This window comes from Thalassospira sp. (assembly GCF_040218635.1).
Classification (GTDB): Bacteria; Pseudomonadota; Alphaproteobacteria; order Rhodospirillales; family Thalassospiraceae; genus Thalassospira.
This window is the reverse complement of sequence record NZ_JAVJRB010000010.1, coordinates 48345-64281: the sequence shown is the minus strand read 5'-3', so window position 1 is coordinate 64281 and position 15937 is coordinate 48345. Positions and strand designations below refer to the sequence as shown.

13 protein-coding genes are annotated in these 15937 nt (G+C 51.6%); 9 read left to right on the top strand and 4 right to left on the bottom strand.

The annotated features are described in order from the left end of the window. Positions 1-19 precede the first annotated feature (19 nt). Complete coding sequence (locus tag RIC05_RS10820; protein WP_350047309.1) at positions 20-757, bottom strand: TerB family tellurite resistance protein; 738 nt, start codon at positions 755-757, stop codon at positions 20-22. A gap of 265 nt (positions 758-1022) precedes the next feature. Between RIC05_RS10820 and RIC05_RS10815 the strand changes: the two genes are divergently transcribed. The 3 genes from RIC05_RS10815 (at position 1023) to RIC05_RS10805 (ending at position 5969) form a co-directional block, all read left to right on the top strand. After that, positions 1023-3020 (top strand): methyl-accepting chemotaxis protein, encoded by a 1998-nt coding sequence (locus tag RIC05_RS10815; RefSeq protein ID WP_350047310.1) that lies wholly within the window; start codon positions 1023-1025, stop codon positions 3018-3020. Between the two features lie 339 nt (positions 3021-3359). After that, positions 3360-5321 carry a methyl-accepting chemotaxis protein gene (locus tag RIC05_RS10810; RefSeq protein ID WP_350047311.1) on the top strand — a complete coding sequence of 654 codons (1962 nt, stop codon included), beginning with the start codon at positions 3360-3362 and terminating at the stop codon, positions 5319-5321. A gap of 138 nt (positions 5322-5459) precedes the next feature. Further along, on the top strand, positions 5460-5969 hold the full coding sequence (locus RIC05_RS10805) for a winged helix DNA-binding protein (RefSeq protein ID WP_350043965.1): 510 nt from the start codon (positions 5460-5462) through the stop codon (positions 5967-5969). Positions 5970-6051: 82 nt separating this feature from the next. On the opposite strand, the gene RIC05_RS10800 is transcribed toward RIC05_RS10805, so the two are convergent. Continuing rightward, the gene (locus tag RIC05_RS10800; protein WP_350047312.1) at positions 6052-6801 is read right to left on the bottom strand and encodes an SDR family oxidoreductase; all 750 of its coding nucleotides are present in this window, start codon (positions 6799-6801) and stop codon (positions 6052-6054) included. Positions 6802-7056: 255 nt separating this feature from the next. Between RIC05_RS10800 and RIC05_RS10795 the strand changes: the two genes are divergently transcribed. From RIC05_RS10795 to RIC05_RS10770, 6 genes are all read left to right on the top strand, one after another. Further along, positions 7057-8031, top strand: coding sequence for a TRAP transporter substrate-binding protein (locus RIC05_RS10795; protein WP_350047313.1), 975 nt, complete (start codon positions 7057-7059; stop codon positions 8029-8031). Between the two features lie 145 nt (positions 8032-8176). Continuing rightward, positions 8177-8689, top strand: a complete 513-nt coding sequence (locus RIC05_RS10790; RefSeq protein WP_350043968.1) for a TRAP transporter small permease — start codon at positions 8177-8179, stop codon at positions 8687-8689. Between the two features lie 9 nt (positions 8690-8698). Next, a complete protein-coding gene (locus tag RIC05_RS10785; RefSeq protein WP_350043969.1) occupies positions 8699-10000 on the top strand; it encodes a TRAP transporter large permease in 1302 nt (433 codons plus the stop codon). Between the two features lie 68 nt (positions 10001-10068). Beyond that, positions 10069-13713, top strand: a complete 3645-nt coding sequence (locus tag RIC05_RS10780) for a hydantoinase B/oxoprolinase family protein (protein WP_350047314.1) — start codon at positions 10069-10071, stop codon at positions 13711-13713. Between the two features lie 181 nt (positions 13714-13894). Continuing rightward, positions 13895-14161, top strand: coding sequence for a toxin-antitoxin system TumE family protein (locus RIC05_RS10775; protein ID WP_350047315.1), 267 nt, complete (start codon positions 13895-13897; stop codon positions 14159-14161). Next, positions 14158-14520 carry an HVO_A0114 family putative DNA-binding protein gene (locus tag RIC05_RS10770; RefSeq protein ID WP_350047316.1) on the top strand — a complete coding sequence of 121 codons (363 nt, stop codon included), beginning with the start codon at positions 14158-14160 and terminating at the stop codon, positions 14518-14520. The genes RIC05_RS10775 and RIC05_RS10770 overlap by 4 nt, the downstream gene beginning before the upstream one ends. A gap of 240 nt (positions 14521-14760) precedes the next feature. Here the strand turns inward: RIC05_RS10770 and RIC05_RS10765 are convergent, their stop codons facing one another. Next, on the bottom strand, positions 14761-15468 hold the full coding sequence (locus tag RIC05_RS10765) for a DUF5677 domain-containing protein (RefSeq protein WP_350047317.1): 708 nt from the start codon (positions 15466-15468) through the stop codon (positions 14761-14763). Continuing rightward, entirely contained in the window at positions 15465-15935 is a 471-nt protein-coding gene (locus RIC05_RS10760; protein WP_350047318.1) for a hypothetical protein, read from the bottom strand. Before RIC05_RS10760 ends, RIC05_RS10765 begins: the two co-directional genes overlap by 4 nt. Positions 15936-15937: the final 2 nt, after the last annotated feature.

Below are 15937 nucleotides of genomic sequence, written 5' to 3'. Positions count from 1 at the left end.
ATGTCTGCGTGGTTTTTGGTCAGCGGATCCCGCGTTCCTTGCGGATTTGATCCCATGCCGCATTGATGCGCGCCATTTTTTCGTTGGCTTGCTCAACGAATTCTGGCGGCATGCCCTTGGCCATCAAGGTGTCTGGATGGTTTTCGCGCGACAGTTTGCGATGGGCTGATTTTAGATCATCGTCGCTGGCATCGCGTCCAAGGCCAAGTTGCTCATACGGGTCCGGCCCGTTTGAGGAGGTAAAGGCATGATGGACACGGTCAAAATCAACATCGGCAAAGCCAAAGATATGCGCGACCTTTTTCAAAAAGTCCTGTTCTGCCGGATGCAATTGCCCATCCGCCATAGCGATCTGATAAAGCGCCTCAAGGATGCCTTCAAGCAACGCACGTTCACCGTGGAACATGGTTGCAATCTGACGGGCATAGATTTCAAACCCGTCTGAAGATTGCCGCGCCATATCAAAGATACGACCGACATTCTTTTCCTCGCCCGGTGGAATGTGGAAAACACGTTTGAACGTATTGACTTCATCACGGCTCACATGGCCGTCGACTTTGGCCATTTTGGCCGCCAGCACAATGACACCGGTTGCAAAGGCAATCTGCCTTGGGTCCTGGCCGCCAATTTGGGCGCTGCTGGCACCGTTTTTAATTTTGTCGACGACGTGACCGGCTGCCGTGCCAAGGATTGCGCCTAACGGTCCGCCCAAGGCAAAACCTGCTGCCCCGCCAATAATTTTGCCCCAGATGCTCATGGGTGATTTGTGTCCTGCTTTCTGTGATGCGTGATGTGAATTGGAATGGTGTTCCAGACATACCATCTTTCCCGATACACCAACATAGTTCGCAAAGGCGGAAAATAAATGGTGAAATTATGATTTTAGGTACCCAAATGAATAAATAATGCCCATTAGAACTATACTTAAGTGTTTATTGATCTACCAAAGGTAGAATGGTTCAATTAGGGTCAAATAATAAAACGATAACAATAAGCCCAAACATTAAATCCGGGGTGGAAACATGTCCTTTTTGTCGCGCATGAAGCTGGTGTACCAGATTTCGCTGCTAAGCATCGTTGCGCTGGTGATCTTTGCCATCGTTGGTGCAACACAATTCATTGCTGATCAACAACGCCAATCGGCGCAAGTGATCGCCAAGGCCGCAACGGCTGATCAATTGATTGTTGATGAAGTGTCGCGGGAATTTCTAAATGCCCGGCGCCACGAAAAAGATTTCGTTCTGCGCCGAAGCGAGGAATACATCACAGCCCACAGTGAAACGGCCAAGGCGGTTCGTGCCGGGCTGACAGAGCTTGCGGAACGTGAAGAACTGGGCGCGCTTCGTGACAACGTTGGACAGGCCCGGGCTGCCTTTGAAGACTATGTAAGCGAATTTGCTACTGTCGTCGATCTGCAGGCCAAAGTCGGTCTTGATGAGAATATGGGACTGCTTGGTGAAATGCGGACGGCCGCATCGGAGGTCGAGAAGGCCCTTGGCGAAGTTGCGAAGTTCGAAGCCATGCTGGGTCTTACGGATTCCAAGGATCTGTCGATTGCGGTGTTGAAAATGCGCCGCGATGAGAAGGATTTTCTCGCCCGTCTTGACCCGGCCTATATCGAAAGCGTCGAAGCAACGTCTAAAGAGTTTGAAGCCGCCCTGAAAAAGGCCGGCAGCATTCAGGACGACAAGAAAGCCCAACTTAGCAAGTTGGTTGAATCCTACGTATCGAACTTCAAGGCGCTGGCCGAGGCAACTCTGGCGCGCGAAGAATCCCTTGAAAGACTGAGTGCTTATTTTTCTGCGGTTGAGCCGGTTCTTGAAACACTTAGCCAAGAAATTGGTCAGGTTGCCGAAAACATGCAGCTCCGTGCTGAGGAAATCGCGCAGACCGGTGTACGCATCACATTTGGCATTTTCATTGCCGGTGCGGTCGTGCTGATTTTGATGTCATTCATCCTTGCCCGCGCAATTGTAAGCGCGATTACCGGCCTGACGACCAAAATGGCGCGGCTGGCGAAAAATGACTTTGATGTCAAACTTGAAGAAGCAGATCGCAAAGACGAGATCGGCGAAATGGGACGGTCCGTTGTCGTGTTTCGTGAAAACGGCCTTGAACGCCAAAAGCTTGAAAACCAGCAACGCGAACTTGATGAAAAACAACGCCAGCGCATCGCGAAACAAGAACAGCATATTCGTGAGTTCGATAATGATGTTGTCGAGATGATGAGTGAGGTCGGTACCGCTGTTCAGCAACTTCATTCCGTTTCCGAAGTCTTGCGTAAAAGTGCGTCAACGGCGAATGAACAGTCCGTTACGGTATCTGCCGGTACGGAAGAGGCATCTTCGAACGTGCAGCTTGTTGCAACCGCAGCAACCGAACTTTCCGCTTCCATCCATGAAATTGCCGGACAGGTCAGCGATACGTCCCAGATGGCGATTTCGGCCAGCGAACGGGCGCAAACAACCAATGATGACATTCAAGGATTGAATGCGGCGGCTGTGCGTATTGGCGAAGTCATTGGCTTGATCAACGATATTGCCGGGCAAACCAATCTTCTGGCACTTAACGCAACGATTGAAGCTGCGCGTGCTGGGGAGGCAGGCAAAGGCTTTGCCGTGGTTGCCAGCGAAGTTAAAAACCTTGCCAATCAAACCGCCAAGGCAACCGAAGACATCACTGTTCAGATCAATGATATCCAACAGGCAACACAGTCAGCAGTTGGGGCCATTGATGAAATCGTTCGCATGATCAGCGATATCAGCGAACGGGCATCCAGTGTTGCCGCAGCGGTCGAACAACAAACCGTTGCCACCAGCGAAATCTCGCAGAATGTGGAGCAGGCTGCATCGGCCACCAGTGAAATATCTGCTGCGATGCAAGGCGTCTCTACGGCCGTCAATGATACGACCAACGCGGCATCCGATGTCCGGGGGTCGGCAGACAACCTGGGAACGCAAAGCGATAATCTGAGCACCCGGATTGATCAATTCCTTGAGCGGATGCGTGACGTGTCCTGATCTTAGACGGACTGCAAGTTTGGGTGAATCTATTCAAAAGGAGGGGGAAGATTTTTCTTCCCCCTTGTTTTGTATGGTCGGGGTGCAAATGTGTTTGAATAACGTAAAAGCGGGTACAAGCGGAATTGTATATTCCCGCCAACAGGCGGCCAGAATCCCGGAAATCGATGGTTTGTAATAAAACTGTCATATTTGCCTTCTGATAAATCGATTACTGCATCCCAAACTACAAAGACTGGGGTGGCGAAGTTTCCCGCTTCGTCTTTTAACGCGGACCTGCACCTAACTTTCGAATTGCAATACTTAAGCATAGTGCGGGTTCATGGCTTGGGGGCCGAGATGACTTTTCTTTCCCGTATGAGGCTTTTTTATCAAATCTCGCTAATTGGCGCCGTGGCGCTTGTCATTTTTGTTGTGGTTGGTGTTGTTCAGTTTGTTGCAGAGCAGCAAAGACAAACCGCCCAAATGGTGGCGGAAGCTGCGCTGGATGACAAACTTGTCGCCGATCAGATTTCGCGTGATTTTCTCAATGCCCGGCGACGTGAAAAGGATTTCTTGCTCAGACTGGATGAAAAATATGTCTCCCAGCACGCCGGTGTTGTGACCGATGTGAATACGGGCTTGGAAAAACTTGAAACCGACACGGCATTGACCGCCTTTGACGATCAGCTTGATCAGATCAGAACGGCATTTTCCAGTTACGGCGATAAATTCGGAACCGTCGTGGCCTTACAGCGCGAGATCGGCCTGGATGAAGAGCAGGGTCTTTTGGGAAGATTGCGTGGCTCAGTTCATAACGTTGAAGAGGCGCTTGGCAAATACAAGGCCGACAACCTGACCGTCATCATGTTGATGATGCGTCGCCACGAGAAAGACTTCCTCGCCCGCCTTGATCCAAAATATGTCGGACGGGTTGATGATCGTCTTGCCGAATTTGGTCCGGCTTTGGCCGCATCGAATATTCCTGCCTCAGAACAGGCCAAAATCACCGAACTGATGACATCCTATGTCACCGACTTAAAGGCACTGTCGGAAAAAATCATGCAGCGTGAGGCAGAGCTTGGTTTTCTGTCTGATTTCTACGCTGAGGCAGAGCCGATCCTTGATACGTTAAGTGCATCAATTGGCGAGATTGCGGCGGCTGAAAAACAAAAGGCCGATCAGATCGCCGCGACCAGTCTGACAGTGACAGTTGCCATGTATCTGATCGGTATTTTGGCCTTGATGGGGCTTTCATTCCTGCTGTCGCGGGCCATCGTGCGTGCGATTGCCGGTTTGACCAACAAAATGACCCGTCTTGCCGATAATGACTTTGATGTCGATATCAACGAAGTCAAACGTGCAGATGAAATTGGCGAAATGGGGCGTGCGGTTCTTGTGTTCCGTGAAAACGGTATTGAGCGCGTCAAACTCGAAGCAGCCGAGAAAAAGCGCGAAGAACAACGTCGCATACGCATGGAAACGCAAGAACGCTATATTCAGGAATTTGACAAGGCCGTTGTTGCTGTGATGGTCGATGTGACCGCAGCTGTTAAACAACTCCATCAGGTTTCCAATGTTCTGCGCAGCAGTGCAGATACCGCAGCCAGTCAATCCATGGCGGTATCATCAGGGGCCGAAGAGGCATCGGCAAATGTCCAGTTGGTGGCGACCGCGGCAACGGAACTTTCCGCCTCGATCAACGAGATTTCCGGTCAGGTCAGTGAAACATCCAACATGGCGCTTTCCGCAACCGAGCGGGCGCGCAGTACCAATGACAATATTCAGGGCTTGAATGATTCAGCCCTTAAAATTGGCGAGGTCATTGGTCTTATCAGTGACATTGCCGGTCAAACCAATCTGCTCGCCCTGAACGCCACCATCGAGGCTGCCCGTGCGGGGGATGCCGGCAAAGGTTTTGCCGTTGTCGCAAGCGAGGTCAAAAACCTTGCCAACCAAACCGCCAAGGCGACCGAAGATATCACCATCCAGATCAATGATATCCAGCATGCAACCGGGATTGCGGTTGATGCGATTGACGAAATTGTCACCATGATTGCTGCTATCAGTGAACGTGCGGCGGCTGTCGCGGCAGCGGTCGAACAACAAACCGTTGCCACCAGTGAAATTTCACAAAATGTGGAGCAGGCAGCTGCCGGGACTGAGGAAATTTCATCTGCCATGCAAGGCGTGTCAGCAGCTGTAAGTGAAACCAACACTGCGGCAACAGACGTCAACGCATCGGCGGACAATCTGGACAGGCAAAATAGTGATTTGCGCACCCAGATTGACGGGTTCCTGGAACGCATGCGCGCACTTTGACGATGATTTGTCGAGAATAATAGGCGGCAGGGGCTTTACCTTGTCGCCTTTATTGCGATAAAATCCCGACAAACTTGCGATGATTTCATTTGAAATCGACGATAACAGAGCTGAAGAATTGAAAGCAGGGAACGTCGGATGGCTGAAAAAACGCGTATTGTCTCATCGTCACATCTTGTCTCGGAACGCGCTGCCGAACTGTCCGAGCTTGAATTTGCCCTGATCTTGTCGGGGAATGCGTTTAACCGTTGGATGGTAAGGTGCATGCGGGCGGCCGGGATGCCCGATGTGTCCGTGCTTGATATTCTTGTGCTGCACAATGTCAATTCACGTGAACGCGAAAAAAGCCTGTCTGAAGTCTGTTTTGTTCTGAATGTCGAAGACAGCCATCTTGTAAACTATTCCCTGAAAAAACTTCGCAAGCTTGGTTTGGTCGAAGGCATCAAGCGCGGTAAGGAAGTGCACTACGGCACAACCGCAGACGGACGCGCGATGTGCGAAAAGTACCGCGAAGTCCGTGAAGCCTGCCTTGTCGAAACCTTCCAGCGCCTTGGCGTAAACAGCGAAGAAGTCGGCGACGTTGCCAAAACACTGCGCGCCATTTCGGGTGTCTATGATCAGGCATCGCGCGCTGCAAGTGCGATGTGATCAACGATTTTTGAAGATAAATTAAAAGGCAGCGCTATGAGTTATCATCGGCGCTGCCTTTTTAATATCTACGCGTTTGGGCCTAAGGCTGTGGCAGAAGGGCCCGGTTGGAGGTCGGGGACATCACGATTTCATTGAAGCAAATCCGTGTGGGGGCCGCGACCACATAGCTTACCATGTCGGCCAGATCGTCGGGCTTTAACAGCAAGGCAAGTTCGTCTTCGCCGAGCGGGACGGGACGCTGGTTCAAGATCGGTGTAGCAACTTCGCCCGGGCTGATGCAGCAGCAGCGGATATTGTTGTGCATTTCTTCCTGATTGATGCTGTGCGACAGGTCCACAACACCGCGTTTGGACGCGATATAGGCAGGCCCTGCCAGCGCGAATTCGTGCCGTGCGGACCACGACGCAATGTTAATGATCAGCCCGTCTTTCTGCGCGCGCATGACGGGCAGGGTTGCGCAAACCGTGTTGGCGACGCCATTGAGATTGACCGCGACAATGCGATGCCAGTCGGCAATATCAAGATCCCGCCAATGCCGTTTGGGGGTGTTGATGCCCGCGCAATTGATCAGGACATTGATCGGGCCCATGGAATTCACAATGTTGCGGGCGGCGTCTGCAACCTGATCGTTATTGCTGATATCAAGCGGGTGGATTTCGACTTTTCCACCATCTGAGGCAATCGCGCTTGCGACCTGCTGAAGTGTTTCTTCGCGTCGTGCGGAAAGCGCCACCCGGGCACCCGCCGCGGCAAGCGATTTTGCGATCGCCTCGCCGATGCCGCTACCTGCACCGGTAATCCAGACCGATTTCCCCGAAAGATCATGCACGGGCTTTCTCCCTGTTGTTGTTTGCGGGGAAAGTAGCACACAGCCATAAATCCAGAAATATCATATTGATTGCCAGTTCTGGCGGGGGGGCACGGGCGCAACATTATGCGTAGTTTCCAGCATTTTGCATATCAGCCATGAAACAACATTGACAATTTGTCAGTAAAATGTGATTAATGTGTCGGGAGGCTACTTTGGAGTCTCGGTGCGCAAAAATGTGTATCGGCTCTCACCACACACAGGGAGACTTGAACAATGCTGAAAAAAGCACTTTCTACCGTCGCAATTGCTGCAATGACGATGTCGGCCGGTCTGGCTTCTGCTGCTGAAAAATGGGATATGGCAACGCCGTATCCGGATGCGACCTTCCACACCCAGAACATTATTGAATTTGCCAAGGACGTGAATGACGCGTCTGGTGGTGAGCTGACCATTACCGTTCATTCCGGTGGTTCGCTGTTTAAACATGCCGATATCAAACGTTCGGTTCAGCGCGGTCTGGTGCCGATTGGCGAGACCCTGATTTCGCTTCTGGCCAATGAAAACCCGATCTACACCGTTGATGCGATCCCGTTCCTTGCAACGTCCTATGACGAAGCCAAGAAACTCTGGGAAGTATCGCGCGAAGGGATCGAAGCCGCTCTTGAAAAAGACGGTCTGAAAGTTCTTTACGCTGTTCCCTGGCCGGCACAGGGTCTGTATACCGCAAACCCGATTGCCAAGGTCGAAGACCTCGAAGGTATCAAGTTCCGCGCTTATAACTCCACCACCTCGCAGTTGGCCGATCTGACCGGCATGGTTGCGACCCAGGTTGAAGTTCCGGAAATCCCGACCGCCTTTGCGACCGGGATTGTCGAAGCAATGATCACATCCCCGTCAACCGGTGCGAATTCCAAAGCATGGGACTTCGTTTCGAACTTCTATGACGTTCAGGCATGGCTTCCGAAAAACATGGTTGTCGTGAATGCGAAATCCTTCGACGCCCTTCCGGCAGATGCGCAGAAAGCTGTTCTTGATGCTGCCGCCAAAGCCGAGACCCGCGGTTGGGAAATGAGCATGGCCGAAGCAGACGAGAAGAAAAAAGTTCTCGCTGACAATGGCATGAACGTTGCCGCACCGAGTGACGAGCTTAAAGCAGGTCTGTCCAAAGCTGGCGAAACCATGGTTTCGGAGTGGCTGGACAAAACCGGCGATGAAGGTGCTGCCATCATCGAAGCCTTCAAGAACTAAGAGTTAAAACTCGGTTCTTTTGTCGTGTGCACCGGGCGTTTGTCGTCCTTCGCCCGGTGCCAGACAAGCCCCACCCAATAATGTTATTGTCCGTACTGTTTATGTGTCACCACCGGGATCACTCGCGGGCGGAAAGGGGACTGCTGTGCGCAGATTACTAGACTATCTTTTTAAGTTCAGTGCCGGGCTTGCCGCATTCTTCTTAGTGGCCATTGCCCTTCTTATTCTGGCGCAATCGCTTGGCCGTCTGGTTGGAATTGCGGTTCATGACGCCAACGAACTGGCGGGCTTCTGTCTTGCGGCGGGAACGTTTCTTGCCCTTGGACCGGCCCTTCGTGCCGGGACCCACATCCGGGTGATGATTGTGCTGTCACACCTTCAGGGAAAAGTCCGCAAGGTGATGGAAAGCATCACCTTATGCGCGGCAACCTTCCTTGGCGGGTACTTCGCATGGTGGATGGCAGTTCTGGCCGAGGAAAGCTTTTCATACGGTGATACATCGCCGGGTGTCTTGGCCTTCCCGCTTTGGATCCCCCAATCTGCAATGGCCTTTGGGTTGGTTGTTTTCACCATCGGCATGATCGAAGCCCTGATTGATACAGTGGCCGGTCGCGAAGCTGCTTTTGCCCGCGCAGAAGCTAACGAGTTGAACGAGTAGGAAACGGTCATGGAAGTTCTTGAAATTGGCCTGATCCTGATGGGGCTGTTGTTCCTGTTCCTTGGGGCCGGGCTTTGGGTTGCACTTGCGCTGTTTGCGATTGGCGTGTTTGCTCTTGATTTCTTCACCAGCGCACAGACAGGCCCGATCATTGCCACCACGGCATGGTCAAGTCTGGCGACCTGGTCATTGGCACCGCTGCCACTGTTTATCTGGATGGGTGAAATCCTGTTTCGGTCAAAACTGTCAGAAGACATGTTTACCGGTCTTGCCCCGTGGCTTAACAAATTGCCCGGTCGTTTGTTGCATGTGAATATTCTCGGCTGTGGCATCTTTGCTGCCGTGTCGGGATCATCGGCTGCAACAGCGGCGACCATTGGTCGCATGTCGATCCCCGAACTGCGCAAACAGGGCTATCCCGATAAACTGATCCTTGGCACTCTTGCCGGATCCGGCACCCTTGGTCTTTTGATCCCGCCTTCGATCATTTTGATTGTTTATGGGGTGTCAGCCGAACTTTCGATTGCACGGTTGTTCATTGCCGGTGTTTTGCCCGGTGCAATGCTGATCATTATGTTCATGAGCTTCGTGGGTATCTGGGCAACTCTGAACAAGGACAAGATGCCGGCAGCCGCGCTGAGCATTCCGTTTGCCGAAAAACTCCGTGCATCGGGTCGTCTGATCCCTGTCATTTTGCTGATCAGTGCGGTCATCGGGTCAATCTATGGCGGGGTTGCCACCCCGACCGAGGCCGCAGCATTTGGTGTGGTTGGTGCCTTGATCCTGTCTGGTCTCAGCGGATCACTGACCAAAGAAACCCTGATGGACGGGATCATGGGGGCAACACGCACATCCTGCATGATCTGTTTTATCCTTGCCGGGGCGGCTGTTTTGACCGTTGCCATGGGCTTTACCGGTATCCCGCGTGAACTTGCGGCATGGATCGCGCAGATGGATCTATCGCCCTATGCGCTGCTTGCTGCTTTGACCGTGTTCTTTATTGTTCTTGGCTGCTTCCTTGACGGGATTTCGGTGGTGGTTCTGACCACCTCGGTCATCTTGCCGATGGTTCAGGCCGCCGGGATCGATCTTTTGTGGTTTGGCATCTATGTGGTGCTGGTGGTCGAAATGTCGCAGATCACCCCGCCTGTCGGTTTCAACCTTTTCGTTTTGCAGGGCCTGACAGGCAAGAACCTGTTTGCCATTGCACTGGCTGCCTTGCCGTTCTTCTTCCTGCTGTTGTTTGCTGTTTTGCTGATTACCGTTTTCCCGGAAATCGCCACTTGGCTGCCGCAGCAAATGAATGGCTGACCGGTATTTTAAAGACCTGATCGTTCGCACAGAATTTTATGACTACAGATGCCCAAGGAGACAGCATCATGGCTTCTCACGACCAAAAATCGCCCGCCTCGCAGACGACCGGACAGCCAAAATGGCAGTTCTGGATTGATCGCGGCGGCACTTTCACCGACATCGTCGCGCGCAAGCCTGACGGATCACTTGTTACGCACAAATTGCTTTCGGAAAACCCGGAACGCTACGCCGATGCGGCCATCCAAGGCATTCGTGAACTGCTTGACGTTCCAGCCGGTGAAAAAATCCCGGGTGATAAAATCGAAGCGGTAAAAATGGGCACCACGGTTGCCACCAATGCGCTTTTGGAACGCAAAGGCGACCGCACGGTTCTGGTGACGACCAAGGGTTTCCGCGACGCACTGCGCCTAGCCTATCAAAACCGCCCGCGTTTGTTTGATCGCAACATCAAACTGCCTGAAACGCTGTATGAAAGCGTGATCGAGGCCGATGGTCGTTTTGATGCCCAGGGGGATGAACTGACCCCGATGAACCTTGATGCGCTGCGCAAGGATCTTCAGGCCGTTTATGATGATGGCATCCGGGCCTGCGCAATCGTGTTCATGCATGGCTATCGGTATACCGCACACGAAAATGCTGCTGCGAAAATCGCCCGTGAGGTCGGCTTTACCCAGGTTTCCGTCAGTCATGAAGTCAGCCCGCTGATGAAACTGGTATCGCGCGGCGATACCACGGTGGTTGATGCCTATCTGTCCCCGATCCTGCGCCGCTATGTTGATCAGGTGGCGTCTGAACTGGGCGGCGTGAAATTGATGTTCATGCAGTCCAATGGTGGCCTGACCGATGCTGCAAAGTTTCAGGGTAAGGATGCCATCCTTTCAGGTCCGGCCGGTGGTGTTGTTGGCATGGTCCGCACCGCTGAAATGGACGGGTTCAAGCAAGTCATCGGCTTTGATATGGGCGGCACATCAACCGACGTATCGCACTATGACGGCGAATATGAACGCGACTTTGAAACGCAGGTTGCCGGTGTGCGCATGCGCGCACCCATGATGAAAATCCACACGGTTGCCGCCGGTGGGGGATCGATCCTGCATTTCGATGGCGCACGTTTCCGTGTCGGTCCCGACAGTGCCGGTGCCAATCCCGGTCCTGCGGCCTATCGCCGTGGTGGTCCGCTTGCGGTGACCGATATCAATGTCATGTTGGGCAAAGTACAGCCGGACTTCTTCCCGAACGTCTTTGGTCCCGAAGGCAACGAACCCCTTGATGCCGACGCGGTCAAGGTCGGCTTTGAAGCCATGGCCGCCAAGATCAAGGACAGCACCGGACAGGTCCGAACCCCCGAAGACGTCGCCGAAGGTTTCTTGCGCATTGCCGTTGAAAACATGGCCAATGCGATCAAGCAAATCTCGGTGCAGCGCGGCTATGACGTGACCGATTATATCTTGCAATGCTTTGGCGGGGCCGGGGGGCAGCATGCCTGTCAGGTCGCCGATACCCTTGGCATGACCAAGGTGTTTGTCCATCCGTTTGCCGGTGTGTTGTCGGCTTATGGCATGGGGCTTGCCGATATCCGTGCGATGCGCGAACAGGCAGTCGAAGCAAAACTTCACGCAGACGCCCTTGATGGTCTGAATGAAAGTCTGGATGCCTTGGCCGTTGATGCCCGTGCCGAATTGCATGAACAGGGCATTCCCGATGCCAAGATCAGCATGCTGAAAAAGCTGCATCTGCGCTATGACGGAACCGACACGCCATTGATCGTTGATTTCGGCGATGTTGCGGCGATCAAATCGCAGTTCGAAGAACAGCACAAACAGCGCTACGGCTTTGTCATGGATGAAAAGCCGCTGGTGGTTGAGGCCGTTGCGGTCGAGGCCGTTGGCGAAACACAAAGCCTGCCCGATGCTGAAGCAAAAGCAGATAACACCGATGGTGTCATCCCGAACGCCCTTGCTACCCGCGCAGTTGTCTTTGATGGTACATCGGAAAACACGCCGTTCTATAAGCGTGAAGACATGAAACCCGGTGCAACAGTGCGCGGTCCTGCGGTGATTGTCGAGCCGGTTGGCACCACCGTGATTGATCCGGGCTGGGAAGCCAGGGTCAACAGCCGTGATCATTTGGTTCTGACCCGTGTTGTTGCCATGAAACGGTCCGAGGCGATTGGCACTCAGGCCGATCCGGTGATGCTTGAAGTCTTCAACAACCTGTTCATGAATATTGCCGAACAGATGGGCGTTACTCTTGCCAACACGTCATATTCAGTGAACATCAAGGAACGTCTTGATTTCTCCTGTGCGCTGTTTGATCAGGAAGGCCTTCTGATCGCTAATGCGCCGCATATGCCGGTCCATCTGGGATCCATGGGCGAATCTGTTCAGGCCGTCATGCGCAAGAATGTCGGGGTGATGAAGCCCGGCGATGTTTATATGCTGAATGACCCGTATAACGGCGGCACGCATTTGCCCGATATCACGCTGATCACGCCGGTCTTTGGCGATGACGGCAAAGATATCCTGTTCTATGTCGCATCGCGTGGTCACCATGCCGATGTCGGCGGGATCACACCGGGATCGATGGCGCCAAATTCGCGCATTCTTGAAGAAGAAGGCGTTCTGATCGACAACTTCAAACTGGTTGATCAGGGCAAGTTTGATGAAGCGGGTCTGACCGGCTTGCTTGAAGGGGCGAAATACCCGGCCCGGAACCCGTACCAAAACATCGCCGATCTGCGCGCCCAGATTGCGGCGAATGAAAAAGGTGTGCAGGAACTGCGCAAGGTGGTCGATCACTTTGGTCTTGATGTTGTTCATGCCTATATGGGCCATGTTCAGGACAATGCCGAAGAAAGCGTGCGCCGCGTGATCGATGTCCTGAAAGACGGCGAATTTTCTTATGAAATGGACAATGGCGCGGTCGTAAAGGCCAAGGTCACCATCCATAAGGAAACCAGATCAGCCACGGTTGATTTCACCGGCACATCCGATCAGCTTGATAACAACTTCAATGCACCGTCTGCTGTGACCCGTGCGGCTGTTTTGTATGTTTTCAGAACGCTGGTTGATGATGACATTCCGCTCAATGCCGGGTGTCTGAAGCCGGTTAATCTGATCGTGCCCGAAGGATCCATGCTGAACCCGGTTTATCCTGCTGCTGTTGTCGCCGGGAACGTCGAAACATCCCAGCATGTCACCGACACCCTTTATGCCGCCCTTGGCGTGATGTCGGGTGCACAAGGCACGATGAACAACTTCACCTGGGGCAATGATACCCATCAGTATTATGAAACCATTTGTGGTGGTTCGGGGGCCGGTCCGGGCTTTGACGGGACCAGTGGGGTTCACACCCATATGACCAACTCGCGCCTGACCGACCCGGAAGTGCTTGAATGGCGTTTCCCGGTCCTGCTCGAAAGCTTTGAAATCCGCAAAGGATCCGGCGGGAATGGTGAATTCAAAGGTGGGGATGGCACAACGCGCCGTGTTCGTTTCCTTGAAGACATGACCGCATCGATCCTGTCCAACCATCGTCGCGTGCCCAATCAGGCGGTTGCGGGCGGTGAGCCGGGCAAACTTGGCCGCAATGCGATTGAACGTGTTGATGGCAAGGTTGAAGAGCTTAAAGGAACCGACGGTGCGCAAATGCATCCCGGTGATGTCTTCATCATCGAAACCCCGGGGGGTGGGGGCTACGGCAAGGCTTGATCGTAGCACCTGTCACTTCAGATCAGTTGGGAATAGAGCCCACCAAAACATGGGTCGCCGGGAAACCGGCGGCCTTTTTTTGTGTCTGATGTCATGGATGTTATGGCAGTGTCATTGTTGGTGAAATTGACAACACTTCATTTGTGTTGGTATAAATACCAACATGAAAGCTAATTTGCTTATGCGTGAGCGTCATCAGCTTGCGCCAGATGCTTTTGTTGAAATGCGCATTTGGCGGGTGCCGAAATCGGTGCGTGGTTCTGCGCATATGTTCAAATATGCGCTGGTTTATGTCGTCGCCGGGGAATGTGTCCTTCGCTATGACAACGAAGCTGGCAAGGGTGACCACAGGCATATTGGCGATGTTGAAATATCCTATGACTTTTCGACACCGGCGCAATTGCTGCGTGATTTCTGGGCCGATGTCGATGGATGGAGGCGGATATGACCACCGATAACACTTCCAATACGGTAACTCTTTCGGTTGCGTCGCGCGATGATGTGACCAACCGTGCGCTTGCTGCGTTTGACGGCACGGCGCAGGGGGCGCATATCTCGTTCGCATCGGTTGAGTTGCTGTGGCAAACCATGACGCCCAAACGGTGGGACTTGCTCAAAGTCATGACCGGACAGGGGGCGATGAGCATGCGTGAAGCTGCCAGGCGGGTTGGTCGGGATGTCAAAACGGTTCATGGGGATGTTCATGCCTTGCTGAACGCTGGCGTTCTTGACCGGGAGGAAAGTGGCCAGATAACGTTTCCTTTTGATGCCGTGCATGTCGATTTTACGCTGACGACGGCAGCGTAAATCTGAAAATCTGGAAATCGGGCCCGCTGCGATTACGCCATATCGCACCAATTTGACAGGATGAGAGCACCGTGAAATTTTTCATATTGAACCAGCGCTATTTTGTCATTGGCAGCTTTGCGCTTTTGATCATGATGAAAGCCCCCTGTGATCAGTGCTCTAAGACGTAATTGCATTTATGAATACATCTTTGTGGGGATTATGACCTTATGAGGAAAAGGGATCTCCATGGATTGTGGGCTATTGGGGAATCAAAGTTTTCTTCTTATCAAGCGATATCCCAGCCAGAAGATTCTTCTTCATATGCTCGCTCATAGCATCCCAAACTTCAATATCAGTTGTGCAAAGAATAAGGTGGTAACACAAGATTTGGCTTTCTTGTAACTTGTCCAAACACTGTTCTAAAACTGTATTGTCGTGTTCAATATTCTTAATTGAAGAATACGTATTCCATTCTTTCGGGATCTGTCCATGAATTATTCTTGATGTATAACTATACCATTTGTCGAGTTTGTCGGATAGGTTAAGTAAAGATTGCTTGCTTCCGAAAAAAGGAGTGTGAATTTTATGGTGATCTATAATCTCTTTTTTGGAAATGAAGTATTTGTCAGAAGTCGACAGCGTGTATAGTTCAGACGGGTGCGTGCGGAAGTAAGTGTAGTAAAGACAGCTTTCTAATGCAGTTCTCATAGAGGATGCTGCTGGCTTGTATAGGCCTAGAGCCAAAAGTATACATGCATTTTGGGCGGAAAAATGCATCTCATTTAAGAAGCAGTGAGAAAAGTCACTTTCATCTGATTCTTTTAGTTCATTACATAGGTCAGAGTATTTTTTGATCGAATCGTATATTTTTAGGCACACGTCATCATCTGATACTATTTCTTTAATGTTGTTATTCCAGTCTATACTGGAAAATGTTTCTGATACTATTTTATGATTTTTTTTCATTTTTCATATTTTTTTTCTATTCCTTTTAGGAATGGATCTTGATTTTGTATATTTTTGATTGTTTGTATTATTCTATTGTATTTATTTTTGTTTTGAGTCTCAAGTATTTTTTCTATTATTCTTGAGATTGTCATTTTTTCATTTATGTTTACTTTATCTTTTTCCGATAAGTATGATTCTATCACATTTATTATATCTGATTTTGTTACATTTTTTTCTCTTATCTCTTTGACTATGTCGTCTATCTGTTTTTTCTGAAATGTTGTTTTTTTCTGGGGTGATTTGCTTTCGGCAGTTTCTTTAGGGAGTATTCTTTCGAGCAAGCTCGCGGCCTCTCTGAGCGCATCGGCTAATTCGTATCTCAGATCACTGTAAAGGAGTTCTTCAGATATCTCCCTCAGCTCGGATGGTGGGAGGTCGAGCGTGATAAGAGTCTTGAGTAATTTGCTTTTAGTGGCTGGCTTCATGG

Coding starts and splice junctions, on each gene's coding strand:
- RIC05_RS10820 (WP_350047309.1), bottom strand. CDS start 757: ATGAGCATCTGGGGCAAAATTATTGGCGGGGCAGCAGGTTTTGCCTTG.
- RIC05_RS10815 (WP_350047310.1), top strand. CDS start 1,023: ATGTCCTTTTTGTCGCGCATGAAGCTGGTGTACCAGATTTCGCTGCTA.
- RIC05_RS10810 (WP_350047311.1), top strand. CDS start 3,360: ATGACTTTTCTTTCCCGTATGAGGCTTTTTTATCAAATCTCGCTAATT.
- RIC05_RS10805 (WP_350043965.1), top strand. CDS start 5,460: ATGGCTGAAAAAACGCGTATTGTCTCATCGTCACATCTTGTCTCGGAA.
- RIC05_RS10795 (WP_350047313.1), top strand. CDS start 7,057: ATGCTGAAAAAAGCACTTTCTACCGTCGCAATTGCTGCAATGACGATG.
- RIC05_RS10785 (WP_350043969.1), top strand. CDS start 8,699: ATGGAAGTTCTTGAAATTGGCCTGATCCTGATGGGGCTGTTGTTCCTG.
- RIC05_RS10780 (WP_350047314.1), top strand. CDS start 10,069: ATGGCTTCTCACGACCAAAAATCGCCCGCCTCGCAGACGACCGGACAG.
- RIC05_RS10775 (WP_350047315.1), top strand. CDS start 13,895: ATGCGTGAGCGTCATCAGCTTGCGCCAGATGCTTTTGTTGAAATGCGC.
- RIC05_RS10770 (WP_350047316.1), top strand. CDS start 14,158: ATGACCACCGATAACACTTCCAATACGGTAACTCTTTCGGTTGCGTCG.
- RIC05_RS10765 (WP_350047317.1), bottom strand. CDS start 15,468: ATGAAAAAAAATCATAAAATAGTATCAGAAACATTTTCCAGTATAGAC.
- RIC05_RS10760 (WP_350047318.1), bottom strand. CDS start 15,935: ATGAAGCCAGCCACTAAAAGCAAATTACTCAAGACTCTTATCACGCTC.